This window comes from Sporosarcina sp. UB5, from assembly GCF_050859005.1.
Classification (GTDB): Bacteria; Bacillota; Bacilli; order Bacillales_A; family Planococcaceae; genus Sporosarcina.
The window spans coordinates 3,153,635-3,178,711 of sequence record NZ_CP125984.1 but is presented as its reverse complement, the minus strand read 5'-3'; the positions used below and the strand labels follow the sequence as shown (position 1 = coordinate 3,178,711).

Sequence of the window (25,077 nt, the reverse complement as noted above, 5' to 3'; positions counted from 1 at the left end):
AAAAATGAATTAGAGAAGCCAAAGAGATCAACTCAGCATAGTTGTCGTTCCTTTGGCTTCTTTAATTATTAAGGGGGAGAAAATTATGTACTATGACACCATTGTTATCGGGGCAGGTCAAGCTGGATTGGCGATGGGATATTACTTAAAACAAAGCAATGAACGATTCTTAATTTTAGATAAAGGGCAGGAGTTGGGTGAAGTATGGAAAAAAAGATATGACTCCTTACAATTGTTTACACCTAGGATGTATAGTTCATTGCCTGGTCTTAATCTAGATGGAAAACAGCATGGGTTTCCTTCGAAGGATGAAATTGCGGATTACTTAAAGCGTTATGCAGAAACGTTTGCTTTGCCAGTAGCATTGGATACCGAAGTTCTGTCCGTAACAAAAAAAGAAGAGGGTTTTTGTGTAGAAACAACAAAAGGTATGTTTTATACGTCGAATGTTGTTGTTGCCATAGGACCATTTCAAAAGAAACGGATTCCCGCATATTCGGCTTTACTTAGCGAAAATATCATACAGCTGCATTCATCTGAATATAAGAATCCTATTCAGCTTAAGAAAGGAAATGTGCTTGTTGTAGGAGGTGGTAATAGCGGTGCTCAAATTGCGGTTGAATTGTCGGAGGAGAGAGAAACGTATTTAGCCATAAGTAAACAGCCTAGTTATTTCCCATTAAGGATTGGTGGAATGAGTGTGTTTTGGTGGTTTGATAAATTGGGAATACTAAAAGTGAGAAACACATCAATCATCGGGGAATTAATACAGAAAAAGGGTGATCCAATCTTTGGGAGTGAATTAAAAAATGCCATTAAAAACTTGGCAGTTAAGTTGAAGGGAAGGGTCGTAAATTGCAACAACAATCAAATCATATTTGAAGATTCAACTATCCTTGAAGTGAATAATATTATTTGGGCAACTGGATTCCAACAAGAATATGAATGGTTACAAGTGGATGGTGTATTTGATAAGCAGAAAAAGATTATTCATAACAGGGGAATTAGCTCAGTAAATGGTCTTTACTTTTTAGGGTTACCGTGGCAATCACGAAGGGGATCTTCTTTGCTTCAGGGAGTAGGTTACGATGCCAAGTACATCATTGAACATATGAAAATGACATCTACGTAAAGGGGATACTCTGTATGGGGAATCATCAACATAATCACTTTGCGGAGCAACGGGAAGGTAACAAACGCGGTCTTATCATTGCCTTGTCCATTACGACGCTCATAATGCTTTTGGAGTTTTTCGGTGGGCTTTTCACAAATAGTTTAGCTTTGCTGTCAGATAGTGGTCATATGCTATCTGATGCAAGTTCGATGGCTTTTAGCCTTGTGGCAATTTGGTTCGCTAGCAGACCACCATCGCCAAATAAGACATATGGATATTATCGATTTGAAATTCTAGCTGCCTTATTCAATGGTGTTACATTATTTGTGGTTGCAGGGTTTATTGTAAAAGAAGCTATTCAACGTTTATCTGAACCGCCAACAGTTGCAAGCGGAACAATGATGATCATCGCATTCATTGGATTAGCCGCAAATATCCTTAGTGCAATGGCTCTATTAAAAAAAGCAGATGTAAGAGGGAATATTAATTTAAAGAGTGCATATATACACATAATCGGAGACGCTTTAGGTTCGGTTGGTGCAATATTGGCTGGTCTATTCATGCTTCTCTTCGACTGGTATATCGCAGATCCAATCATCTCTGTGATAGTCGCTTTATTGATTTTGAAAAGTGCGTGGGGCGTGCTTAAACAAAGTATTCATGTTTTGATGGAAGGGTCACCGCTGACGATTAATAAAGAAGAAGTAATAGCTGAACTAGAAGGTATTGAAGGTGTAAATAATGTTCACGATCTACATATTTGGACAATTACATCAGGCCTAGATTCCTTAAGCTGTCACATGCTAATTGAGGATGAGAAAGATGAACAAGAAGTTCTTCAACAGGCAATTAATCTAATCCGTGATAACTACAAAATTGAACATACTACGATTCAAATTGAAAAATCAAACCTTCAACATCAAGAATTGAATATATAATAGGGCTTAATAAAAGGTTAGGCTATTTCTTGGCCCTGATTATCTCTATCCACAATCTTCCTATGGGAATTGTTCTCGGGGCCGGTGACGAATCTGAATTTGGTATAGCTCTATTGCGGGCATTAATATTGCACAATGTTCCGGAAGGTATGATCCTATTTACTCTATTATTTATCGCAGGATTTAGTACTTATATGTTATTCCTTATCTCGATTATCGTCGCCGTACCTGTTGGACTAGGTGCTTTCATTGGCGAATTGATCGGTATGCAAAATAAACTATTATAGGCGTTCTTAATAAGTTTGACTGTCGGAACTATTTACATGGTTACTATTAAGGAAATCCTGACTGAATCAACCAGGCAATCATCAAATGTTTATAGCTTCATGATTGCATTAATTGGTTTTTGTCTGATGGGTGTATATCTAATTTTTTATTAAGGACGATGCAAGACAGTGCTTTGTACTCCACTATTATTTGACCCTGTACTTAAGTACAGGGTTTATAATGTTTATGAGGTGAAACAAAATGGAATTGCATATTGGAGAACTTGCGGAAAAATGTAGAGTTAATAAAGAAACCATTCGATATTATGAACGATTAGGATTAATTCCGAAACCATCTCGTACAGAGTCCGGATATCGAATATACACAGAACAAACCGTTGACCGATTAAATTTCATTAAGCGCATCCAAGTATTAGGTTTTACTTTAAAGGAAATTGATAAGCTTATAGGTGTCGTAGATCGTGATGAAGCCAAGTGCCGTGATATGTATGATTTCACTGTTTATAAGATAGAGGAAATTCAAAGGAAAATTCAAGAACTTAAAAGACTCGAACAAATGCTTATCGACCTAAAAGAAAGATGTCCTGAAAACAAAGATATTTATGAATGCCCTATTATTGAAACTTTACAAGAAATTTAAGGACGGAGGAATAGTATTGAAAAGATATAGGATGACTATACAAGGAATGACTTGTTCAGGTTGTGAGCACCAAGTATCAGTTGCCTTGGAGAATACAGGTGCAGAGTGTATTCAAGTAGACTTTCGTCGTGGAGAGGCTGTATTTGAGCTTCAAAATGATGTGGAAGTTGAAACAGCGAAAAACGCGATTAGTGAAGCTGATTATCTACCAATTGATGTCGAAGTTATTAATTCATGCGAGAAAGCTGGCATGAATGATGGATATGATTATGACTACATCATTATTGGTTCTGGTGCAGCAGCCTTTTCATCCGCCATTGAAGCGGTAGGGTATGGTGCCAAAGTTGCTATGATTGAATATAGGACGGTTGGGGGGACATGCGTCAATATCGGATGTGTTCCATCTAAAACCTTGTTACGGGCAGGTGAAATCAATCATTTGGCAATAAATAATCCATTTACAGGATTACAAACTACAGCACAAAATGTTGATTTGATCTCATTGGTAAAACAAAAAGATGAATTAGTAAATACACTTCGCAATGAAAAATATGTGAATTTAATTGACGATTACGGTTTTGAACTAATAAATGGTGAAGCGACATTTATTAATGAGAATACAGTTGAAGTGCTTGGCAACCAAATAACTGCAAAGCGATTTTTAATTGCAACTGGGGCTTCTCCATTTGTTCCTACTATTCCCGGACTAGGCGAAGTAAAGTATTTAACAAGTACTACGTTACTTGAATTAAAGAAGGTTCCAAAGCGTCTCACGGTGCTTGGTTCTGGATATATCGGATTGGAATTAGGACAGCTATTTCATAATCTAGGCGCAGAAGTAACTTTGATACAAAGAAGCGGACGTCTATTAAAGGAATACGACCCTGAAATTTCAGAAGCGATTGCTAAGGCATTAACAGAACAGGGGATTAATTTAGTTACCGAAGCAACCTATGAACACGTAGAACAAGTTGGCGAATTGAAAAAAGTTCACGTAGAAATAAATGGTGAAAAGCGAATCATTGAAGCAGAACAATTGCTTGTAGCAACTGGAAGAAAACCAAATACAGGGTCTTTGAACTTACGCGCGGCAGGCGTTGACGTTGGGGCTCGCGGTGAAATCGTCATTGATGAATATTCTAAAACGACCAATTCTCAAATTTACGCTGCCGGGGATGTAACGCTTGGTCCTCAATTTGTTTATGTAGCTGCTTATCTAGGCGGGCTAGCTGCACGTAATGCAATTGGAGGACTCAATGAAAAGGTGAATTTAGAAGTTGTTCCAGCCGTAACATTTACTAATCCATCGATTGCAACGGTTGGGTTAACTGAACAGCAAGCAAAAGAAAAAGGACTTGAGGTTAAAACGTCTGTCTTGCCATTAGATGCCGTACCTAGGGCCCTTGTTAATCGGGAAACAACAGGTGTTATTAAATTAGTGGCAGATGCAAAAACATTAAAAGTGTTAGGTGTTCATATCGTTTCGGAAAACGCTGGCGAGGTTATCTATGGGGCAACATTAGCCGTGAAATTCGGATTGACAGTAGAAAATCTACGAGAAACGCTTGCACCTTATTTAACAATGGCAGAAGGATTGAAATTAGCAGCCCTTACGTTTGATAAAGATGTGTCCAAATTATCTTGTTGTGCTGGATAGTAATATGAATATAAATAAAGCCGTTCCTTAAAGGGAACGGTTTTTCTGGTCAATCTAAACGACTGACTCGTGTATAGATTTTTACAACCTGTATACGGTAAAGAGAAAAAACTGCGGACAAATTGCAGACATTCGGTAAAAAACCATAAAAAAACAGCCCCTAGGCATCCGGCCTAATAGGGCTGTTTCTGGAGAAGAACCGTTGTTCCGACGGTCTTCCTACGGGTTTGGCACCCAATGATTCCGACTGGGCTCGAACCAGCGACCTCTACCCTGTCAAGGTAGCGCTCTCCCAGCTGAGCTACGGAATCGGGAGAAAGTATTGTGCGCTTCTCTCTACTGCACATTTATTATTATAGCGTGTTTCTAATAGAAGTCAACACTATTTCTAAAAGTTTTTTTAAAACGAGGAAAAAAGGTAAACTAGTAAGTAAAGAGGTGATGAAAATCGATACGCATATTTCGATTCCGTTTGCATATGACATTGATGGGGCACTCGAAAGATTAGCTTCAGACCCCGTGAATACAGTTCATCTTGAAAATCGTGAAATTCGCATTCCGATGGAAGAGGGGAATATCGTTTCATTAAGTGGCATCGGTACAACAGCCGCACCTTCCTTTATACTGAAAAATGCGATTGACGAGAATCAGGTTAATCAAATCAAATCCATTTTTCATTTAGACCGCCCATTAGATAAAATTGCAAATCACTTCAAGGGAACCGACCTTGAGCAGCTTTTCGTCGATCATGCCGGTACACCACTCATTCAAAGTTTTTCGCTCTATGGCACGTTAATGAAAAGCATTATTCATCAGCAATTGAATCTTTCATTTGCACACACATTAACGATGCGGTTCGTTGAATCATTCGGCTCCGAGCAGGATGGCGTATGGAGGTATCCGAATCCGGAAACAATAGCAGCGCTTGAAGTGGACGATTTGCGAAAGCTTCAATTCAGTGGAAGGAAGGCGGAATATGTCATCGGACTGTCGCGTTCGATCGTCGATGGGAAGTTAGATTTAATGAAGTATACAGAAATGGATGATGAAGAGGTGACGAGGGAAATGGTCATCCATCGGGGAATTGGCCCGTGGACTGCCCAAAACTTCCTCATGTTCGGGTTAGGTCGACCAAATTTATTTCCGTTAGCAGATGTTGGACTTCAAAATGCATTGAAACAATTATGGAATCTTGATCGAAAACCGACTGCGGATGAAATGCAGGCACAATTCCCATCATGGTCTCCTTATTTAAGCTACGCAGCCTTGTATTTGTGGCGAAGTATAGAAATAGCAAAAGCCTAGGGTGCCCGGAGCTGGACGAAAAAAGCTTCCCCATCATGAGGAAGCTTGGGCAATTATTGTAAATGTGTTTGATTGGTTTCTTGTGTCATTTCAAATTCATCGTCAAAGTAGAGGAAAGTTTCATTTGTAAGGTCCGAGATACGCTCCTTGTTGAGACCTAATGAAAGATTTCCTTCAAAAATTGTTTCCCACCAAGTATCTGTCGGTGTCATGTACATTTCCTCCATTTCATTTCTTATAGGCTACATGTGCGGATACATTCAAAATACGGGAACAAAATATTGGGTGGTGCATTTATAGTATATGTTGACGTCCAATTCCCCAAACTGCGTAATTGGTCGGAATTTGACGATTTAAATTCAGTTCTTTTGCTATATTGACATTTTGCTTTGTTGAAGGGAGAGGATTTCAGTGGAACATGCTCAGAAAATCGATTCGATGATCGCTTTTCAACGAAACATGTTTAATTCTGGAATGACGAAACATGTTGAATTTCGATTGGATATGTTGGAGCGATTAAAACAAGCAATCATCTCAAAGGAAGAAGAAATCTTTGACGCGTTACAGAAAGATTTAGGGAAAAGTCAGTTTGAATCATATGTGACGGAAGTTGGATTCGTCTTATCGAGTATTTCTTTCATGATGAAGCATTTGAGAGAATGGATGGAGCCGGAGTCTGTAAAAACACCTGTGCATCTACAACCGGCGAAAAGTTTCATCGTTCGGGAACCATATGGATCTGTGCTGATCATTGGACCATTCAATTATCCATTTCAATTAATTATGGATCCGTTAGTTGGCGCTATTGCTGCGGGAAACTGTGCAATCGTTAAACCGTCTGAAGCTACAATCCATACTAGCAAAATAATCAAGGACATTTTGACGGAAATTTATCCGCAAGATTTTGTGCAAGTCGTTGAAGGTGGAGTCGAGGAAACAACTGCGCTCATCCATGCTCCATTTGATTATATTTTTTTCACAGGAAGTGCAACAGTCGGGAAGATTGTCATGAAGGCAGCAGCGGAACGGCTAACACCTGTTACATTAGAGTTAGGCGGGAAAAGCCCAGTCATTGTCGACCAGACTGCTAATTTAAAAAGAGCGGCGGAACGGATTGTGTGGGGGAAATTCGTGAATAACGGTCAAACTTGTGTCGCTCCGGATTTTGTACTCGTTCATGAAACGGTGCAAAACAATCTTTTACAGGAAATGATCAACTGTATTCGAGATTTCTACGGGGATGACAGTGCGAAAAGCGTTGATTATGGAAGAATTATCAACGTAAAGCATTTTGATCGCCTGACCGAATTAATTAATAAGGAAAAGAGCCATATCGTTTTCGGTGGAAGGTCGGACCGTGATAATCTATATATTAGTCCAACGCTATTGGATGGTGTTTCATGGGACGGTCCTGCGATGGCGGAAGAAATTTTCGGGCCAGTTCTACCGATGTTAACGTATCGGAATTTAGGAGAGGCAATCGACCGTATCCGCCAAATGCCGAAACCGTTAGCCGCGTATTTATTTTCGGAGAACGAACAGGCACAGGACTATTTCTTGGAGCATCTTTCATTCGGTGGGGGTTGTATAAACGATACGATTTCCCATATTGGAAATATCTATCTTCCTTTCGGTGGCGTTGGTGCATCCGGCATGAATGCTTATCATGGAAAAGCGAGCTTCGATTTATTCACTCATTCGAAATCAATTTTGAAGAAAAGCACGAAAGTCCCAATTCGAATTGGTTATCCACCGTATGGCAATAAGTTGAAGCTCGTTAGATCTTTGTTAAAATAAATTATGTTCTATTTGATTTAATGTGTAGATAGTAAATGGAATAGGGGGAAATGACAATGCATCAGTTTAATGAAGCACGAACGATTGAAGTATTGAAGAGGTTAGTGGAAACGCCAAGCCCATCGGGTTTTACGGAAAAGGTTATGCAGGTCATCACTGAAGAACTTACGGAAATCGGAGTGCCATTTAAGCGAACGAATAAAGGAGCTGTCATCGCTACGTTGCAAGGGAAAGATGATACGCGTCATCGTTTATTGACCGCCCATACGGATACACTTGGAGCGATGGTGAAAGAAATTAAGAGTAATGGACGTCTAAAATTGACAAACATCGGCGGATTCAATTGGAATGCGGTGGAAGGTGAGTATTGCCATATACATACTGCTTCCGGCAAGGAAGTTCGCGGTACGATATTAATGCATCAGACGACAGTTCATGTATACCGTAATTCGGGTACCGCTGAAAGAAATGCCGACAATATCGAAGTGCGCATTGATGAAAAAGTGACGAATGCTGCTGAAACGAGGGCGCTAGGCATTGAAGTCGGAGATTTCGTTTCATTTGATCCTAGATTTGAAGTGACACCAACTGGTTTTATTAAATCAAGACATCTTGACGACAAAGCAAGTACTGCACTTCTATTGGAATTAATCCGTTCATTGAAGGAAAACGGAACGGAACTGCCGAATACGACTCATTTCTATATCTCGAACAATGAAGAAATTGGTTATGGTGGGAATTCCAATATCCCGAATGAAACGGTCGAGTATATTGCAGTCGATATGGGAGCGATCGGTGATGGACAAACTTCCGATGAGTACACTGTATCCATCTGTGCAAAAGATTCAAGCGGGCCATACCATTATGCATTGACGCGGCATTTGACAGCGCTATGCGAAAAAGGAAGCGTTCCATACAAGTTAGATATATATCCTTACTATGGATCGGATGCATCCGCTGCAATTAGGGCTGGGTTTGATGTGCGACATGCATTGTTTGGCCCTGGTATTGAATCTTCTCATGCGATGGAAAGGACGCACGTCGATTCATTAAAAGCTACAGCGCAATTATTACACGCTTATGTAACTTCCGAAATGATGGAATAAAAACGAAAAGCTGAAGGCATCTATCTAGCGCCTGAAGCTAGACATAGAAGGAGGTCTAGTAATGGAGACCCATTATTTATTTTTTAGTTTGCCAATAAAGAAAGTGGAAGGAATTTTACCTGCCACAGTAACGGATATTGCCGTTGATTCGCGCTCTGTCAATGCAGGAGGCGTGTTCGTCTGCATTAAAGGATTTACCGTCGATGGACATGCATTCGTTTCGAAAGCGATTGACAACGGAGCGAGAGTTATCGTTGCTTCTCGTCCAGTCGAGGTCGATTTGGACAAGGTAGCGGTCGTCTATGTGGAAGATACGTCAAGAGCGGTCTCCTTGCTTGCACCCCGTTTCATGAACTATCCTTCCAAACGGATGACGATGATTGGTGTGACGGGTACGAACGGAAAAACGAGCGTCAGCAATATGCTTCATTCCGTATTACGTCATGCGGGAGAAAAATGTGCGGTAACAGGAACGATCGGGTTCGATTTGGACGGAGTATTATTTGAAACAGAAAATACGACAGCGGATGTGCTGACGACCCAGCAAATGATCAAGCAAGCGGCTGATGCTGGATGCTCGACGATGACAATGGAAGTGTCATCTCACGGACTTGTCGAAGGAAGATTGGCTGGCACAGAATTTGATATTGCGATTTTCACAAACTTATCGCATGATCATTTAGATTTCCATGGAACGATGGAACATTACGGGCATGCAAAAGGGCTTTTATTCGCGCAACTTGGACAAGACTTGGAGCAATCGAAATATGGAATTGTTAATATAGACGACAGTTGGGGAGTGCGGATGAAAGAAATGACGTCCTTCCCTGTATTGACGTATGGTATTCACAACGAAGCGGATTTCCGTGCGATCGATGTCAAGTTGACAGTGGAAAGCACTTCATTCCACTTAGAATCCCCTGCAGGTAGCTTCGACGTATCGATGGCGCTTATTGGTGAATTCAATGTATACAATGCGTTAGCGGTCATTGCAGCGTTGTATGCTAAAGGGCTAGAGATGGAAGTAATTCTCGAGGGGCTAGCAGTCATTCCTTCTGCTAAAGGTAGGATGGAGAAGGTTGAAACGGATTTACCGCTGACAATTTACGTCGATTATGCGCACTCACCTGATGCGATTGAGAAGGCGATTCAAGCAGTCCTTCCTTATAAAGACGAGGAGAGTAAATTAATATTCGTCATTGGGACAGGTGGTAACAGGGATCGGGTTAAGCGCCCAATTATGGCGGCGAAGGCATCAATTGCCGATTATGTCGTGTTGACGACGGATGATCCTCGGGATGAAGCGTATGAAACAATATTGTCGGAGCTTGAAGCAGGCATGCAACACGATCAATATGCGTGTATTGGTGATCGTGAGGAGGCCGTCCGACATGCCGTCTCGGTCGCTAGTGAAGGGGATATTATCATCTTTGCTGGAAAAGGTCATGAAGACTTCCAAATAGTCGGTAGGGAGAAACTACCTCATTCGGACGCCGAAATCGCTTTGGACGAGGCAGAGAAGAAGTTTGGAAGAGGGTATATAGAGAAATAAGAAGGGAAAGAGCTGTCTTTTTAGGCGGCTCTTTTCCTTTTCTCAAAAGACTTTGTGCAATGGAGAAAAAATGGTTGAAAATGACTCAGAATCTGACTATGCTTAGAAAAGCAGAAAAGAAGGAGTTCAGACAAAATGCAAAAACCGATACAAGAAGAGATTGCTTCACGGCGCACGTTTGCGATCATCTCTCACCCGGACGCCGGGAAAACAACAATGACGGAAAAACTGCTCTATTTTGGCGGTGCCATCCGTGACGCAGGTACCGTAAAAGGGAAGAAGACAGGCAAATACGCGACATCTGACTGGATGGAAATTGAAAAGCAACGTGGAATATCCGTTACATCTTCCGTGTTGCAATTCGACTACGACGGCAAACGTGTCAATATTTTGGACACACCAGGACACGAAGACTTCAGTGAAGACACATATCGTACGCTCATGGCGGTCGATGCCGCTGTCATGATGGTCGACTCGGCAAAAGGGATTGAGCCTCAGACAATCAAGCTATTTAAAGTATGTCGGATGAGAGGTATCCCGATTTTCACGTTCATGAACAAAATGGACCGTCAAGGGAAAGAGCCGCTTGAATTAATGGAAGAACTGGAAGAAGTACTCGAAATCGAATCGTATGCTATGAATTACCCGATTGGCATGGGTAAAGAATTCATCGGCGTCTATGATCGATACAATAATCGCATCGAGCAAGCGCGTGTTGAAGGAGACAGCCACTTCCTCCCATTGAATGAAGAAGGGGAACTTGCGGTCGAGCATCCGATGACGGAAACATCTTATTATAAGCAAGCGCTTGAAGATGTCATGTTGTTGAACGAAGCTGGAAATAAATTCGACGTGGAACGGGTTGCTAAAGGGGAGTTAACACCTGTATTTTTCGGCAGCGCTTTAACGAATTTTGGTGTACAAACATTTTTGGAAACATTCCTCAAGTTTGCACCTTCGCCTCAACCGAGAAAAACGAAAACCGACGAGCTTGTCGATCCGATGTCCAAAGAGTTTTCAGGATTCATTTTCAAAATACAAGCGAATATGAACCCAGCTCACCGTGACCGAATCGCTTTCGTCCGAATCGTTTCCGGAGGATTTGAAAGAGGGATGTCAGTTACTGTTCCTCGAATTTCCAAGACAATCAAATTGACACAGACGACACAGTTTTTGGCGGATGATCGCGAAACGGTGAATGAAGCAGTCGCAGGCGACATTATCGGTTTGTATGACACGGGGAACTATCAAATTGGCGATACGGTTGTCGGTGGGAAATCGAATTTCCAATTTGAAGCTTTGCCGCAGTTTACGCCTGAGCTATTCGTTCGGGTTACAGCGAAAAACGTCATGAAGTCAAAGCATTTCCATAAAGGGATTCTTCAGTTAGTCCAAGAAGGTGCGATTCAATATTATAAAACGTTGCATACAGAAGAAGTGTTATTAGGTGCAGTCGGGCAACTCCAATTTGAAGTGTTCGAGCATCGGATGAAAAACGAATACAATGTAGAAGTTCATATGGAGCATATCGGCTCAAAAGTGGCCCGCTGGATTGAAAATGAAAGCGACGTGAAAGAGTCGATGACGGGGCAACGTTCCATGCTCGTGAAGGATCGTTATGACAACCTCGTATTCCTTTTCGAAAACGACTTTGCACTCCGTTGGTTCGGCGATAAATATCCGGACATTCGATTGTTTAACTTATTATAATTCATTACCCTCACCGGAAGACTTAGCCTATTAAGTCTCTCCGGTTTTTTTAGCTCGTGATTGATGTTCATAGTGTTTTTCAACTATGATAGTAATAAGCGTTTGACGAAAGGGATGTGCAAATGAAAATCAGCAATTTTTCTATAAAACGACCAGTTTTTACGATTGTGACGATGTTCTTAGTCATCATTCTAGGGGCAGTTTCCTTTTTAAAAATACCGGTAACCCTCATTCCTGAACTAAATCCGCCAGTAGCGGTCGTCGTCACGAACTATCCAGGCGCATCCTCCACGGAAGTGAGTGAGAAATTGACGAAACCGCTTGAAGCAAGTTTGTCGACTGCGCCTGGCTTGAAATCGATGCAATCTTCATCTCAAGAGGGTGCCAACTTCATTTTGCTGCTTTTTGACTGGTCTACAACAATTGATGATGTACAGTTGGACATTATGCAACGAATTGACCAAGTTCCAGTACCTGAAGGCGCAAGCGCTCCGAGGTTCATGAAATTCGATCCGGCACAATTTCCGGTTATCCAGTTATCGCTTCGAACGAGTTCGAACGAGACAGATATACGAGATGTTGCAGAACGTTTAGAGACGGAGTTGCGGCGGACGAAAGGGGTCGCAAGCGTTACCGTTACAGGTAAATTGGTAGAAGAAGTACGGGTTATTTTAGATCAGAAAAAGCTCGAAGATTATGGGCTCGTCCAATCGGATGTCGTACAGGCAATTCAAGCGAACAATGTATCGATGCCTGGCGAGCCGATTGAAACAAATGATGGAAAGCAGTTGACGACGAGAATTATTAGTTCACTGTCGACGATTACCGATATACGGAATGTGACAGTTGGTGTGAATCCACTGACTGGCGATAAAGTGAAAGTTGCTGACATAGCGGACGTTGCGTTACTAGAAGCAAAAGCAGCTTCCGAAACGAGAGCGAATGATCAGCAGGCTGTCCTTATGTCGGTGTTGCAGGAATCCGGTGCCAATACAGCTACTGTCTCGACAGCTTTCAAGGATGCATTGGATCAGTTACTCGCCCAAGAGGAATACAAAGGCGTAGAAGCGGATATTTTGTTTGACCAAGGTGACTATGTGAAACTTGCTGTCGGAAATATCGGACAGTCGTTGTTGCTAGGCGGACTTTTCGCGATGGTTGTTTTGTTTTTATTCCTAAGGGGAATTAAAAGCCCAATTATTATCGGCATTGCGATTCCTTATTCTGTCATCGTTACATTCGTACTTATGTTTTTTGCCGATTTCTCGCTTAACATCATGACGCTTGGCGCTTTGGCGTTAGGAATTGGGATGTTAGTCGATAATGCGATAGTTGTCATTGAGAATATTGAACGGCATATCGCGATGGGGAAAGACCGTATGGATGCGGCAAGGGACGGTGCAAAAGAAATTAGTGGAGCCATTACCGCTTCAACGTTAACGACACTAGCCGTCTTTGTGCCTGTTATTTTTATTAGTGGGTTAATCGGGCAGATTTTCACAGAATTTGCGCTAACAATTTCATTCAGTCTATTCGCATCGCTCGTCGTAGCATTGACGGTTGTACCAATGATGGCGAGCCGGATGCTGAACAAGCCACGTAAGAACATTGAAGCGAGAAGACGCCGTTCGAAGACGTTGAACAGATTTGAACGATCTGTCAAATGGTCGCTCAGGAATCGTGCCGTCATTTTAGTTTTGACGGTCGTCCTTCTTGCTGGGAGTGGTATTGGTTTATTCAAAGTCGGAACGGAATTTTTGCCGCCAACTGACGAAGGCTTCTTCAGTATTTCGATTAGGATGCCGAATGGATCATCATTATCTTCTACAAATGATGTTGTGAAAAAGATTGAGTCCAAGTTGAAAGAGGAAAAAGAGATCGATGTTTACGTCAGTTTGGTCGGAGGGACTCAGCAAGGTATGGCGCAAGGCGGAGCGGATTCGGATCGCGCCGAAATGTACGTTAAGCTCGTCCCACTGGCGGAGCGAAATCGTTCAGTGTTCGAGTTTGTCGATGATGTTCAACGAGATGTGCTCGACATTGTCGGAAATGATGCGAAAGTTAGTTTTGATATGCAGACGGCGGCAGGGTCTAGTCCGAATACATTATCGTTTACATTAAAAGATACGAATGAGGCGAGGTTAGACGAAACGGTAGCTAAATTCGACGAAGAGCTCCGGAAATTGAATTCAGTGCTTGAAGTTTCAAATAACCTTCAAAACACTGTCGAAGAGATCCATATTGAAGTGGACCGTGAAAAGGCATCCGACGTCGGATTAGCGCCTTATCAAATTGCCCAAACTGTCAATTCGATTACACGAGGTCAATTCGCTTCACAATTTGTTGATAAAAAAGAGCAAGTCGTTTCGGTTATCGTCCAATATGACGAAAGGTACCGGAACAGTATCGATAAACTGAAGCGTATTAAGTTGAGGACGCCGACCGGTCAGTTTGTAGCATTAAATGATGTTGCGACCATTTCAATTAAGGAAGGCCCGGTCTCTATCCAGCGGGTCGACCAAGCCCACTCGGTTACATTCAATCTTAAATATGAATCGTCTTTATCGTTAGGTGACATGACTGACAAAGTGAATGCAGTTGTCGATATCGTCGATTTGCCTGCGGAGACGGAAATGTCCTATGGAGGCGATCGGGAACTATTTGAGAATGCCATCGATGATATGCTTATGGCCCTTGTTCTTGCAGTCGTCCTCGTCTACATCGTCATGGCAGCTCAGTTTGAGTCATTTAAATATCCGTTTGTCATTATGTTTTCTGTGCCTCTCATGGTAATAGGTGTGGCGCTAGGGCTATTCGTTACAAATACGCCAATTAGTGTGACAGCGGTCATCGGCATTCTTGTGCTTGTCGGGATTGTCGTCAATAACGGGATAGTCCTCGTCGACTATATTAACAAGCGGAAAGAGGCGGGGTTGTCTTCGTATGACGCGATCATCGCTTCGGTGAGAGATCGTGTGCGCCCGATTTTAATGACAGCGTTGACGACGATTCTAGGGCTGCTGCCACTTGCGCTCGGCATTGGTGAAGGGACGGAAATGAATCAGCCGATGGGGATTGCTGTAATCGGAGGATTAATAAGTTCCACATTCTTAACGCTTTACATCGTTCCGATCATTTACAGCTTGTTTGACCGCCAAACGAGAAAACGGGCAGTTAAGTAAGAAAACCGGAGATGCATGTCTCCGGTTTTTATAATGTGTTCATGTGTATGAATTGTGTCCGGATACAGATGGTGGTATAATCCCTTTGTAAGCACTCAACAACTTCATATTTCTTTTGACAGTTGTCAAAGGGGAGTAGCTATAGGGCAACCTATTTCATAGTCGTCAATACATGGCAAGCGCCATCGGTTATGATAGCAGGACTTTACTTTATAAATTTCTGACTTAGCGAGACCTTTGCCTTTTATTAGGTGAGGGTTTTTTATTTTTGAAGCAATAAGGAGGAAATCAATTGGAAGCAATATTATTGGAGTATGCATGGGTACTTGTCGTATTGATTGCACTCGAAGGGTTGTTGGCAGCGGATAATGCAGTTGTCATGGCGGTCATGGTGAAGCATTTACCAAAAGTTCAACAGAAAAAAGCGTTGTTTTATGGGTTGCTTGGTGCATTTGTATTCCGTTTTGCGGCGTTATTTATGATTACATTTTTGGTGAATATTTGGCAAATACAAGCTTTAGGCGCAGCCTATCTTTTATTTATTTCCATAAAAAGCTTAGTGGATAGAGGAAAAGACGATCACCACGATCTGAATAAAAAGCGGAAGCAATCCGGTTTCTGGATGACGGTGTTTAAAGTTGAGCTTGCAGATATTGCGTTTGCACTGGACTCGATGCTAGCCGCAGTTGCGTTGGCTGTAACGTTGCCAGAACTTGGTGATTTTCATATCGGTGGAATAAACGGTGGTCAATTCGTCGTCATGTTACTTGGCGGCATCATCGGACTCGTCATTATCCGATTTGCAGCGAGACACTTCGTTGTGCTGCTTGAAAAACATCCTTCTTTAGAAACAGCAGCGTTTCTAATCGTCGGCTGGGTCGGGGTGAAACTCGTCGTATTGACATTGGCGCATCCGAAGCTACAAATTATCGATGAGGCGTTTCCGCATTCAACAGTATGGAAATCAATCTTCTGGGTCGTTCTTCTAGCAATCGCAGTTGGCGGTTACTTGACAGCAATGGCGAAAAAACGAAAATAAATTAAGCGTGAATGAAACGGCCGATGCATGTTAAAATGTATCGGTCGTCATTGATTATAGTGATTTTCTTTCATTTTCCTGTAAAGTTCACTAAAATAGAAAGACGATTCCGCTACGTAGAAAGGTTCTGATTGCATGAAACTAACAAGGGAAAGCTTACATAGGTTTACGCCCGCACAAGTTATCGTCTTTTATTATTTTTTGGCGATTGGATTTTCCTTTCTGTTGTTGAACTTGCCGGGCGTCTATTTGCCAGGTGTTCACGTTAGCTTCATCGATAGCCTGTTCACTGCAGTAAGTGCAGTGAGCGTGACGGGGTTAACTCCGATTAGCATTGGAGGAACCTATTCGGTCTTCGGGTTGTGCATGCTTATGCTCGTCCTGCAATTAGGCGGGATCGGTATCATGTCAATCGGGACCTTCTTCTGGCTATTAGTAAAAAAGCGTATTGGCCTTCGAGAACGCCAACTAATTATGGTGGACCATAACCAATATTCACTTGCAGGAGTCGTTGGACTCATTAAACAGATCGTCCAGATCATTTTTTTGATTGAACTAACCGGCGGAATTATTTTGACGATATATATTATGCGGTATTTTGACACGTTTAGTGAAGCTTTGTTGAATGGGATGTTTATGTCAGTTTCCGCAACGACGAATGCCGGTTTCGATATTACCGGATCTTCCTTGCACCCTTATTTCAATGATTATTTCGTACAGACGATTACAATGATTCTCATCATCCTTGGCGCTATCGGTTTTCCAGTGCTCATTGAAGTGAAAGGTTTTTTCTCGAAAAAAATACCGAATTTCCGTTTTTCTCTCTTTACAAAAATTACGACCGCCACGTTCGGTCTATTGCTTGTTTGGGGGGCATTGCTCATTTTCATTTTGGAGTCATTCCACTCCTTCAAGGGGCTAGAATGGCATGAAAAAATCTTTGCATCATTGTTTCATTCTGTATCTTCAAGGTCTGCAGGATTGACAACGTACGATATTACACAATTTAGCGAAGCGACGGACATTTTCATCTCTTCATTAATGTTCATCGGTGCATCTCCTAGTTCGGTAGGAGGGGGAATTCGGACGACGACATTCGCCATTGCGCTCCTGTTTCTATTCAATTTTGCGCAAGGAAACAATGTCATTAACATATTCCGTCGGGAAATTAAGCTTATAGACGTCTACCGGGCATTTGCAGTTATTTTGCTTGCTGCGGTAATGGTTATGACAGCTTTGCTTATTTTACTTATTACGGAGAAAAATGTACCAGTCGTAGCGCTGTTGTTTGAAATTACTTCTGCATTCGGTACGTGTGGCATGTCGCTCGGAATTACATCCGATTTGTCCGTTATCGGTAAACTCATTATTATGGTTCTTATGTTTATCGGGCGAGTTGGACTTATTTCGTTCTTGTATACATTAGGTGGAAAGTCGAATAAAAAGCCTTTCTCTTATCCAAAAGAACGCGTTATTATTGGATGAAAAAAGCATCTTTCCTCTAGTGAGGGAAGATGCTTTTTGGTTTTTACGTCTAGTCTCCGGGCGCTAACTGCTCGGGTCATAAGTCAAAGCTACTGCGTGGCAAAGTTCGCCACTCCGTATCTTCGCCTTATGCCTGTCGCAGCTTAGCGAGCGCCCTCCGCTTTTGTATAATGGAACTGTGGTTGTTGGCCTTTGCAGAAGAACGTGACGAGATAGCCGTCTTCCTTCGTAACAACAAGTTCATCATCTTCCATCGGACGAACAGCAACTGGGGTAATGAACGTATGCTTCCGAATGTTTCTCTCAGTAAGCCGTGTAGGTGTCGATATGTTGTCGAGTAGCTCTTTATCATCGAGAATCGATCGTTCAATTGCTGATAGCGTTTCTTGCTCCATGTCGTCTTTCCACCAAATATGTCGTGGTTGGAAAGTATGATGAGCCAGGTAGTCGATCTTCATAAGGCTTCTAACAATATTCATATCCGCTTCTCCATATTCAATGAGGAACTCTTCTAGCCTTGTATATAAGTCTTGAAGTTGGTGTCCAATTCTTGACCAGCCTTTCGTCTCCCAAAACGTACCAAACTGCTGGAAGAAGTCAAATGGCGTTTCAAATACTTCGGATACAAGATATTCAACAGTGCGAGGCATACGATTGTCATTCCAATATTTTTCAAGCACGTCTTCGGTTTGCTTAATCCGTAAAATGTCATCGAACGTGAGGACATTGTTCGATAAGATTTCATAAGGTGCCTCATCGATATACGTATATCCGTATTGTTCCGCCTGGATTCGTAATCCGGTCCCTCTTAATAACTTAAGAAAGCCCAATTGCAACTCCTCAGGGCGCATCGCGAACACATCGTTGAATGTATTTCTGAATGAATCATAATCCTCTTCCGGTAGTCCAGCGATTAAATCGAGATGTTGCGCGATCTTTCCGCCCTCTTTCACCATTGTGACAGTCCTTGATAGTTTTTCGAAATTTTGCCTTCGTTTCACAAGCTCATTCGTCAAATCATTTGTCGATTGGACCCCGATTTCAAAACGGAATATGCCGGGTGGTGCACTCTCATTCAAGAAGTTAATTACTTCCGGTCGCATAATATCCCCTGTAATTTCAAATTGGAATACCGTACCAGGGAGATGTTCATCAATGAGAAATTGAAACATTTCCATTGCATAACTCCGGCTTATATTGAATGTCCGGTCAACGAACTTAATTGTCTTCGCGCCATTTTTCATTAAGTAACGAATGTCTTCCTTCACTGCTTCTCGATTGAAATACCGGACACCGACTTCGATTGAAGATAGGCAAAACTGACATGAGAACGGACATCCTCTGCTCGTTTCAATGTATGTCACCCGGTTAGCAAGATGGGGGACATCTTCAGGAAACCTAAAAGGGGAGGGCAGCTCACGTAAGTCAAGTTTCGGACCGGGAGCAGTCGATTTCAACTTCCCATCCTCCATATAGGCAATACCTTGAACTTCTTTTATGTCGATTTTCCCCGAATGGTAATCGAGCAGCTGTTTAAACGTCCTTTCTCCTTCGCCGATGACGATAAAATCAATTTCAGGCACTTTTTCTAACCATTTATCAAAGTCATACGTCACTTCAGGGCCTCCAGCTACGATAATAAGCTCGGGGTTCGTTTTCTTTAAAATACGAATGACTTTAATGGACTCGACGATATTCCATATGTACAAACTGAATCCGACAATAGTCGGTTTTTTTTGATAAATATCCGATACAATATTTAAAGCTGGGTCTTTAATCGTATACTCAGCTAAAATCGGTTCGTATTCAGGCATCGCATACGATTTTAAATAGCGGATAGCGAGATTCGTATGTATATATTTTGCATTTAATGTTGTGAGGACTATGTTCATATGCCTACTCCTTTGTTAAAATACTAGTAAATCATTTCACACTTTAGTCATTTCGAACTATTTTATTACGACAGACAATATGAAATAATCAGAATTGTGGTCTCTTTAGTTAATTGGTTTTTATTTGCTATTATTTCATTCGAATAAAATCTTGTCGTTTCACATACTGTTTTGTAATAGGTACAGGAGGTATTAAATTGAGTGATTTCGATAAAATACAAATCCCTTCTATGAAAACGTATTTCAATGCGTTCAGGCACTCGGCCAATTTCATGCTACTCGTTGATCATGATGGGAAAATCCGTGATGTGAACGAAATGCATGCCGTTTTCATCAATCAAACGAGACAAGAGCTAGTCGGTCAAAGCATTAGTGAGATCTTTTCTATCATTGATCCTGAATGTGATACGCCTGTTCAAGAGTTCCTTGAAAACATAAAAGAGCAAGGCTTTGTCGAATCAATTACAACGTATCAAAGATCACCAGAGGACACAAGATACTATCATATTACAATTCACTATGATAAAGAAACAAATATGTTTATCGTCCAAATGTCTGATTGCACGGAAAAAGAGAACCTCCAAATTCAGCTCGCTCATTCGGGCTCATTATCCGCTGTCGGACAGATTGCGGCAAGCATCGCCCATGAAATAAGAAATCCAATTACAACGTTAAAGGGATTTACACAATTGCTAAAAGTATCTGCTACAGAAGATTCAATTCGTTATATAGCCGTAATCGAAGATGAAATTGAAAGGATGGAATCAATTCTAGGGGAAATGCTTATTCTGTCGAAACCATCCGAAAAGAAAAAATCTGTCTTCTCTCTTGAAGTATTGGTACGGGATATGGTTTCGATACTATCTCCAAAAGCGGTCATGGATGGAGTGGAAGTTGTACAGGAAGCAGAACTAAGTAGTACCCCTCTCATCTTTGGCGATCCGGATAAAATGAAGCAAGTTCTTTTGAATTTATTTAAAAATGGATTAGAGTCAATGCAAACCGGCGGAAAGCTAACAATCCATCTTTCAGAGTATGACGGAAAGCTAATACTATCTGTAACGGATACGGGAAAAGGGATGACGCACCATCAAGTGAGCCAAGTGTTTATGCCGTTTTTTAGTTCAAAGCCCGGGGGAACAGGTTTGGGGCTTCCTTTTGTACTGAAAACGGTGGAAGATCATGGTGGTACAATTGCCGTGGAAAGCCATGTCGATATCGGAACAAAGTTCACAATGACCTTTCCGAAGGCAAAACAAGGTGTAAGCAGCCCGTTAAATAGCGAACAATCCATCATCTCCTAAACCGATTCGTTTTGACATATTCGTCCATTTGTATATATAATAGTGGCGAGTCGCTGACAGGAAAACAAAAGGTGGATATGAACAATGGTAAATAATACAGAACGTGCTTTGAAATTATTCATCGTCCTTTCAAGAGCAAGCAAGGTTGTTTTAGAAGAGGCGAATAAACTGATAGAGACGTATAAGCTAAATCCAACAGAATTTGCAGTCCTTGAACTTCTATACCATAAGGGAAGGCAGCCGATTCAAAAAATTGGTCAAAAAATTTTACTGAGCAGTGGATCGATGACATATGTCGTAGATAAGCTCGAGAAAAAAGGGCTTCTTGAACGTGTGTTTTGCACAGAAGACAAAAGAATTACATATATGTCGATCACAGCTGCGGGTAAAGAATTGATTGAAGAGATTTTCCCGTCCCACGAAGAGAAAATTAGCGAATTGATGTCCGCACTTTCGGAAACAGAACAAGAGGCGGCAATTGAGCTGTTGAGAAAATTAGGGTTATCGATAAAGAACTTATCATAATTTCTATCATAAAAAACGCCGAACAGGCATAATCTGTTCGGCGTTTTGTTATTCATATTTAGACTCTGGGCGAGGACCCTTCGCTTTTGTTTATTGAATTGTCTGTCCCATATTCAAGAAATCGTCTTTGTACTTTTCATCAAGATTGTCGAACAAAGTAAGTCTGACGACCATACCATTCTTTTCAAAAACGACTCCCGTAACAGGTCCTGTTTCGGTATTTACTTTGAATGCTTTAGCTTTTTCAATTCCTTTTTGAGAGGCTTCCGTAAATACATTCATCAATTGTTCAGGCGCTTCGCCGTTACTTGCTGCTTTCAATACATCTTGCACATTTTCCAATAAATACTCATACGTTCCATCCTCGGTCGGCTGCGTTTCAATGCGCATGAAAGCTCTCGGCTCATCATTAGCATATAAGACATCGCGTCCGGGCTCTTCGCTCGTTAACGTAAACCCAGGCAAAACTTCCATTGCGAATGCTTGCTCATCGCTTTCCGTCAGTACGGCTTCAGTTGCATCACCCGTGGACTGTTCACCGTTGTCGCTATCTGCGCCTGACGCAGATTCAGAATCTGTTGACGCTCCACCTGTGGAACTACCGTTTGTCTCATCGACGATTTGTTCTTCGTTAGTTCCATCTTGTTGTTCTGCATTATCAGTACCACAAGCAGTAAGGAGAATTGCAGCTACAAATCCTGTGCATATTATTTTCCAATTAAATTTCATTGAAAATCCCTCCTTTTTTTATTGGACGAACGAAGGTGATAAATGTTTCATTCATCGCTCCCGTGGATAATTGTATAGCGCTTATGGTTGACTACAGTTTTTTCCTCGAGTTCCAGTTCATCGAAATTTTCCATAAAAGTCAAATCTACGATTACAGAGTTCTCATTCACTTTTTCTACGATTCCTTGTAAACCATCTTTAAACTCTATGATATTTCCAACTTCTGCTATTTTCATAATTGAACAGCTCCTTAAACTGATTATCTTTTATAGTTTGCCTTAAAAAGTCGTTGACGTAAAGTTTTTCATTCAAAAAAACGTTTTAATTTGTCTGAAAATGTAGGTTATTTAATTACTTTATCTGGATAGAATCATGTATAATGATTATTCAGGTAGATTGAAACTCGGGAGGTTTTGCGCATGCATCGTAATTTGGAAGCTGAAATTGAATCGACGCGCAAGGAATTGATGACGATTGCGGGACAAAAGGGCTTAGCTTCAATTGAGACGTTAAAAATAAGCGAAGTGCTTGATCGTTTAATTAATGAATACAATTCCCGAGAAAGAATACCTGGACAATTAGAAGGGGTAGAGAACTAGAAAGGGTGGGATATCATTGGTGAAAATTAAAGACTTTCGGCAAGAATTGAACAACGCTGTTATTGGTAGAGAGAAAGAATTCGATATGATGCTCATTGCGTTATTGCAACAAGGGCATGTATTGCTTGAGAGCGTACCCGGATCGGGTAAAACTCTGATGGCTAAGAGCTTTGCGAATGCTTTCAAAGGGGATTTCAAACGAGTGCAATTTACGCCGGATGTGTTACCTTCAGATGTGACAGGTATTCGATATTTTAATCCGCAGTCCCAGGATTTTATATTGAAAGCCGGTCCGGTTTCTACAAACATATTATTGGCAGATGAAATAAACAGAGCAACTCCACGAACACAATCTAGTCTTTTAGAGTCGATGGAAGAGAGACAAGTGACAATCGACGGGGAGACGCTACCTTTGCCGACGCCATTCATGGTCATCGCAACACAAAACCCGATAGAATCGCAGCAAGGGACTTTCCCATTGCCAGCAGCTCAATTAGATCGGTTTTTATTCAAGTTGACGATCGATTACCCGTCGTTTGAAGAAGAGCATGAAATACTACGGCACTATGGTAAGAATCCGGGACAGATTATGACAGAGGCAATCATCGATGCTAATACGGTTCGTACTTGGGCCGCTGAAGCCGCTGAAGTGACCGTCCATGAAGATATTGAAAAGTATATATTGAAAATTGTCCGTGCGACAAGGGAGCATCCTTACTTGGACCTCGGACTAAGTTCCCGTGCTGCATTAGCAATTTTTCAGGCTTCGAAGACGAAAGCTTTTATTGAAGGCAGAAATTATGTTACTCCGGATGACGTCAAATATATTCTTCCACCAGCCGCATTGCATCGGATGGAACTATCAACGGAAGGGGTCTTGACGAAAACAATCGAAGAAGTTCTTGAAGAAATTATAAATTCTATTACAGCACCGCTTGAGGCGACTGTCTAATGAAGTGGATACGTTATGAACATGGCTTCAAATCGATTCATCAAGGGATGGCCGTTACCATTATATTTTTCACGTATGCGTTCATCTCTTTACAAGTGTGGCTTGCCGCTTGTTTTGCAGCAGTTTTTGCAATGCTTGCATTTCAAAATATCTACTTTTCAAAAGTCGGCCAGGGCCTCTCGATTAAATTTAAAGCGAAACAGAAACGAATTTTGATCGGTGAAGAGGAAGTACTTGTTATGGAGTTCGAAAATGGGCCTGTACCAATTTGGAATGGAACGTTAACCCTCTCGCTTGAAGATGCTGTCGCGCCAAGTTCGGACAATACAAAACATTATAGCGGAATTTATGATTTGACGGTCCCATTTGCGATTGGTGGCAATAAAAAAACGGAAATCCGAATTCCTCTCGAAGGAAAAAAGAGAGGGATGTCAAGTGTGACAAGAGTTGTATTGGAAATCCCACATCTTTTTGGAGATGGCTTTGTTAATATGGAGCTGAATGAACCAATTTTTTATCAAAGCTTAGTATACCCTAGGGTGATTCCGCTTGAAAGAGAATTAAAATCTTCACCTTTCAAACCAGGGGATATCGAACAAAAGCAATCGTTATTTATGGATACGTTCCAACCGATTGGTACACGCGATTATATGCCAAATGATCGTTTTGACCAGATTCACTGGACTGCGAGTGCACGGATGCAAAAATTGCAGACGAAGGAATTTCTTCCTGTCAGCTCGCAAAGTGTCGTCCTAATGTTGAACACGATTGAAAAAGATAGGGGATTTTCAGACTTTGAAAAAAAGGTCGAGCGGCTCGTTTCGTATGCGGAATATTGTATGAAAAACGATATCCCTTACTCCGTCGCTATCAATATACGCAGTTTCGGTTCGACGCCGTATTTGTTATTGCCTAGCGGATCAGGAAAAATTCAATTTCAAAAATTAATGGTCATGCTTGCTAAAATTTCGGACAAACATGCAAAGCTGCAATTCGATGAAATGCTTCGACATATGGAAGGGACGGGACAGCTTTCGCAAACTGTCGTTTTGATTACTCATGAAAGTAATCGATTTAAAGCGCTCGCTAAGCAATGGGTGAAACGCTATGAAGTCATTTTGGATAATTCCCATGAAAGGAATGAAAGGATTTGGGACAAACAAAATACGAAAAAGACCGAAACCGATTCAACTTATCTGAACGCATAATTGTCGAAATGTTCCCCCTGTCCTATATATTCGTATTCTTTTTAGGGGAAGTTGGG

General features: G+C 41.5%; 22 protein-coding genes and 1 tRNA gene. 18 read left to right on the top strand and 5 right to left on the bottom strand.

Annotation, left to right across the window (positions count from 1 at the left end):
- The first annotated feature begins 85 nt into the window (after positions 1-85).
- The 5 genes from QM454_RS15980 (at position 86) to merA (ending at position 4,636) form a co-directional block, all read left to right on the top strand.
- On the top strand, positions 86-1,132 hold the full coding sequence (locus tag QM454_RS15980; RefSeq protein ID WP_432359758.1) for a flavin-containing monooxygenase: 1,047 nt from the start codon (positions 86-88) through the stop codon (positions 1,130-1,132).
- Between the two features lie 14 nt (positions 1,133-1,146).
- The gene (locus QM454_RS15975) at positions 1,147-2,052 is read left to right on the top strand and encodes a cation diffusion facilitator family transporter (RefSeq protein ID WP_432359755.1); all 906 of its coding nucleotides are present in this window, start codon (positions 1,147-1,149) and stop codon (positions 2,050-2,052) included.
- 29 nt (positions 2,053-2,081) lie between these two features.
- Positions 2,082-2,339 carry a ZIP family metal transporter gene (locus QM454_RS15970; RefSeq protein WP_432359752.1) on the top strand — a complete coding sequence of 86 codons (258 nt, stop codon included), beginning with the start codon at positions 2,082-2,084 and terminating at the stop codon, positions 2,337-2,339.
- 241 nt (positions 2,340-2,580) lie between these two features.
- Positions 2,581-2,979, top strand: coding sequence for an Hg(II)-responsive transcriptional regulator (gene merR / locus QM454_RS15965; RefSeq protein WP_432359749.1), 399 nt, complete (start codon positions 2,581-2,583; stop codon positions 2,977-2,979).
- A gap of 16 nt (positions 2,980-2,995) precedes the next feature.
- Positions 2,996-4,636, top strand: coding sequence for a mercury(II) reductase (gene merA / locus QM454_RS15960; RefSeq protein ID WP_432359746.1), 1,641 nt, complete (start codon positions 2,996-2,998; stop codon positions 4,634-4,636).
- Between the two features lie 238 nt (positions 4,637-4,874).
- On the opposite strand, the gene QM454_RS15955 is transcribed toward merA, so the two are convergent.
- Positions 4,875-4,947, bottom strand: a tRNA-Val gene (locus QM454_RS15955).
- 130 nt (positions 4,948-5,077) lie between these two features.
- Between QM454_RS15955 and QM454_RS15950 the strand changes: the two genes are divergently transcribed.
- Positions 5,078-5,941, top strand: a complete 864-nt coding sequence (locus QM454_RS15950) for a DNA-3-methyladenine glycosylase family protein (RefSeq protein ID WP_432359743.1) — start codon at positions 5,078-5,080, stop codon at positions 5,939-5,941.
- A gap of 53 nt (positions 5,942-5,994) precedes the next feature.
- On the opposite strand, the gene QM454_RS15945 is transcribed toward QM454_RS15950, so the two are convergent.
- Positions 5,995-6,153, bottom strand: coding sequence for a hypothetical protein (locus QM454_RS15945; protein WP_432359741.1), 159 nt, complete (start codon positions 6,151-6,153; stop codon positions 5,995-5,997).
- A 199-nt stretch (positions 6,154-6,352) separates the two neighbouring features.
- Here QM454_RS15945 and QM454_RS15940 point away from each other — a divergent pair, with 199 nt between their 5' ends.
- The 7 genes from QM454_RS15940 (at position 6,353) to QM454_RS15910 (ending at position 17,812) form a co-directional block, all read left to right on the top strand.
- Complete coding sequence (locus QM454_RS15940) at positions 6,353-7,738, top strand: aldehyde dehydrogenase (RefSeq protein ID WP_432359738.1); 1,386 nt, start codon at positions 6,353-6,355, stop codon at positions 7,736-7,738.
- Positions 7,739-7,794: 56 nt separating this feature from the next.
- Entirely contained in the window at positions 7,795-8,844 is a 1,050-nt protein-coding gene (locus QM454_RS15935; protein WP_432359736.1) for a M42 family metallopeptidase, read from the top strand.
- Between the two features lie 61 nt (positions 8,845-8,905).
- Positions 8,906-10,396, top strand: coding sequence for a UDP-N-acetylmuramoyl-L-alanyl-D-glutamate--2,6-diaminopimelate ligase (locus QM454_RS15930; protein ID WP_432359734.1), 1,491 nt, complete (start codon positions 8,906-8,908; stop codon positions 10,394-10,396).
- 135 nt (positions 10,397-10,531) lie between these two features.
- Complete coding sequence (locus QM454_RS15925; RefSeq protein WP_432359731.1) at positions 10,532-12,106, top strand: peptide chain release factor 3; 1,575 nt, start codon at positions 10,532-10,534, stop codon at positions 12,104-12,106.
- 122 nt (positions 12,107-12,228) lie between these two features.
- Positions 12,229-15,288 (top strand): efflux RND transporter permease subunit, encoded by a 3,060-nt coding sequence (locus tag QM454_RS15920; protein WP_432359728.1) that lies wholly within the window; start codon positions 12,229-12,231, stop codon positions 15,286-15,288.
- Between the two features lie 292 nt (positions 15,289-15,580).
- Positions 15,581-16,327, top strand: coding sequence for a TerC family protein (locus tag QM454_RS15915; RefSeq protein WP_432359726.1), 747 nt, complete (start codon positions 15,581-15,583; stop codon positions 16,325-16,327).
- 135 nt (positions 16,328-16,462) lie between these two features.
- Complete coding sequence (locus QM454_RS15910; RefSeq protein WP_432359724.1) at positions 16,463-17,812, top strand: TrkH family potassium uptake protein; 1,350 nt, start codon at positions 16,463-16,465, stop codon at positions 17,810-17,812.
- Positions 17,813-17,955: 143 nt separating this feature from the next.
- Here QM454_RS15910 and QM454_RS15905 read toward each other — a convergent pair whose 3' ends face one another.
- Complete coding sequence (locus QM454_RS15905) at positions 17,956-19,704, bottom strand: B12-binding domain-containing radical SAM protein (RefSeq protein WP_432359722.1); 1,749 nt, start codon at positions 19,702-19,704, stop codon at positions 17,956-17,958.
- A 197-nt stretch (positions 19,705-19,901) separates the two neighbouring features.
- On the opposite strand from QM454_RS15905, the gene QM454_RS15900 reads away from it, so the two are divergent.
- Together QM454_RS15900 and QM454_RS15895 are read left to right on the top strand one after the other, a co-directional pair.
- Positions 19,902-21,008 carry an ATP-binding protein gene (locus QM454_RS15900; protein ID WP_432359719.1) on the top strand — a complete coding sequence of 369 codons (1,107 nt, stop codon included), beginning with the start codon at positions 19,902-19,904 and terminating at the stop codon, positions 21,006-21,008.
- Positions 21,009-21,092: 84 nt separating this feature from the next.
- The gene (locus tag QM454_RS15895; protein ID WP_432359716.1) at positions 21,093-21,533 is read left to right on the top strand and encodes a MarR family winged helix-turn-helix transcriptional regulator; all 441 of its coding nucleotides are present in this window, start codon (positions 21,093-21,095) and stop codon (positions 21,531-21,533) included.
- A gap of 90 nt (positions 21,534-21,623) precedes the next feature.
- Here QM454_RS15895 and QM454_RS15890 read toward each other — a convergent pair whose 3' ends face one another.
- Entirely contained in the window at positions 21,624-22,262 is a 639-nt protein-coding gene (locus QM454_RS15890; protein ID WP_432359714.1) for a hypothetical protein, read from the bottom strand.
- A 47-nt stretch (positions 22,263-22,309) separates the two neighbouring features.
- Positions 22,310-22,498 (bottom strand): YkvS family protein, encoded by a 189-nt coding sequence (locus tag QM454_RS15885; protein WP_432359711.1) that lies wholly within the window; start codon positions 22,496-22,498, stop codon positions 22,310-22,312.
- Positions 22,499-22,681: 183 nt separating this feature from the next.
- On the opposite strand from QM454_RS15885, the gene QM454_RS15880 reads away from it, so the two are divergent.
- The 3 genes from QM454_RS15880 to QM454_RS15870 are packed head-to-tail and all read left to right on the top strand — an operon-like array spanning position 22,682 to position 25,021.
- Positions 22,682-22,861 (top strand): Spo0E family sporulation regulatory protein-aspartic acid phosphatase, encoded by a 180-nt coding sequence (locus QM454_RS15880; protein ID WP_432359708.1) that lies wholly within the window; start codon positions 22,682-22,684, stop codon positions 22,859-22,861.
- A 16-nt stretch (positions 22,862-22,877) separates the two neighbouring features.
- Positions 22,878-23,813, top strand: coding sequence for an AAA family ATPase (locus QM454_RS15875; RefSeq protein ID WP_432359705.1), 936 nt, complete (start codon positions 22,878-22,880; stop codon positions 23,811-23,813).
- Positions 23,813-25,021: a DUF58 domain-containing protein gene (locus QM454_RS15870; protein WP_432359702.1), complete on the top strand. Its 1,209-nt coding sequence runs from the start codon at positions 23,813-23,815 to the stop codon at positions 25,019-25,021. The genes QM454_RS15875 and QM454_RS15870 overlap by 1 nt, the downstream gene beginning before the upstream one ends.
- The last annotated feature ends 56 nt before the right edge of the window (positions 25,022-25,077 follow it).

Bases quoted from the DNA above. Each gene is read 5' to 3' on its own strand.
- QM454_RS15920 (WP_432359728.1), top strand. From the start codon at position 12,229: ATGAAAATCAGCAATTTTTCTATAAAACGACCAGTTTTTACGATTGTG.
- QM454_RS15950 (WP_432359743.1), top strand. From the start codon at position 5,078: ATGAAAATCGATACGCATATTTCGATTCCGTTTGCATATGACATTGAT.
- QM454_RS15880 (WP_432359708.1), top strand. From the start codon at position 22,682: ATGCATCGTAATTTGGAAGCTGAAATTGAATCGACGCGCAAGGAATTG.
- QM454_RS15930 (WP_432359734.1), top strand. From the start codon at position 8,906: ATGGAGACCCATTATTTATTTTTTAGTTTGCCAATAAAGAAAGTGGAA.
- QM454_RS15890 (WP_432359714.1), bottom strand. From the start codon at position 22,262: ATGAAATTTAATTGGAAAATAATATGCACAGGATTTGTAGCTGCAATT.
- QM454_RS15980 (WP_432359758.1), top strand. From the start codon at position 86: ATGTACTATGACACCATTGTTATCGGGGCAGGTCAAGCTGGATTGGCG.
- merR (WP_432359749.1), top strand. From the start codon at position 2,581: ATGGAATTGCATATTGGAGAACTTGCGGAAAAATGTAGAGTTAATAAA.
- QM454_RS15910 (WP_432359724.1), top strand. From the start codon at position 16,463: ATGAAACTAACAAGGGAAAGCTTACATAGGTTTACGCCCGCACAAGTT.
- QM454_RS15935 (WP_432359736.1), top strand. From the start codon at position 7,795: ATGCATCAGTTTAATGAAGCACGAACGATTGAAGTATTGAAGAGGTTA.
- QM454_RS15870 (WP_432359702.1), top strand. From the start codon at position 23,813: ATGAAGTGGATACGTTATGAACATGGCTTCAAATCGATTCATCAAGGG.
- QM454_RS15885 (WP_432359711.1), bottom strand. From the start codon at position 22,498: ATGAAAATAGCAGAAGTTGGAAATATCATAGAGTTTAAAGATGGTTTA.
- QM454_RS15895 (WP_432359716.1), top strand. From the start codon at position 21,093: ATGGTAAATAATACAGAACGTGCTTTGAAATTATTCATCGTCCTTTCA.
- QM454_RS15975 (WP_432359755.1), top strand. From the start codon at position 1,147: ATGGGGAATCATCAACATAATCACTTTGCGGAGCAACGGGAAGGTAAC.
- QM454_RS15925 (WP_432359731.1), top strand. From the start codon at position 10,532: ATGCAAAAACCGATACAAGAAGAGATTGCTTCACGGCGCACGTTTGCG.
- QM454_RS15905 (WP_432359722.1), bottom strand. From the start codon at position 19,704: ATGAACATAGTCCTCACAACATTAAATGCAAAATATATACATACGAAT.
- QM454_RS15945 (WP_432359741.1), bottom strand. From the start codon at position 6,153: ATGACACCGACAGATACTTGGTGGGAAACAATTTTTGAAGGAAATCTT.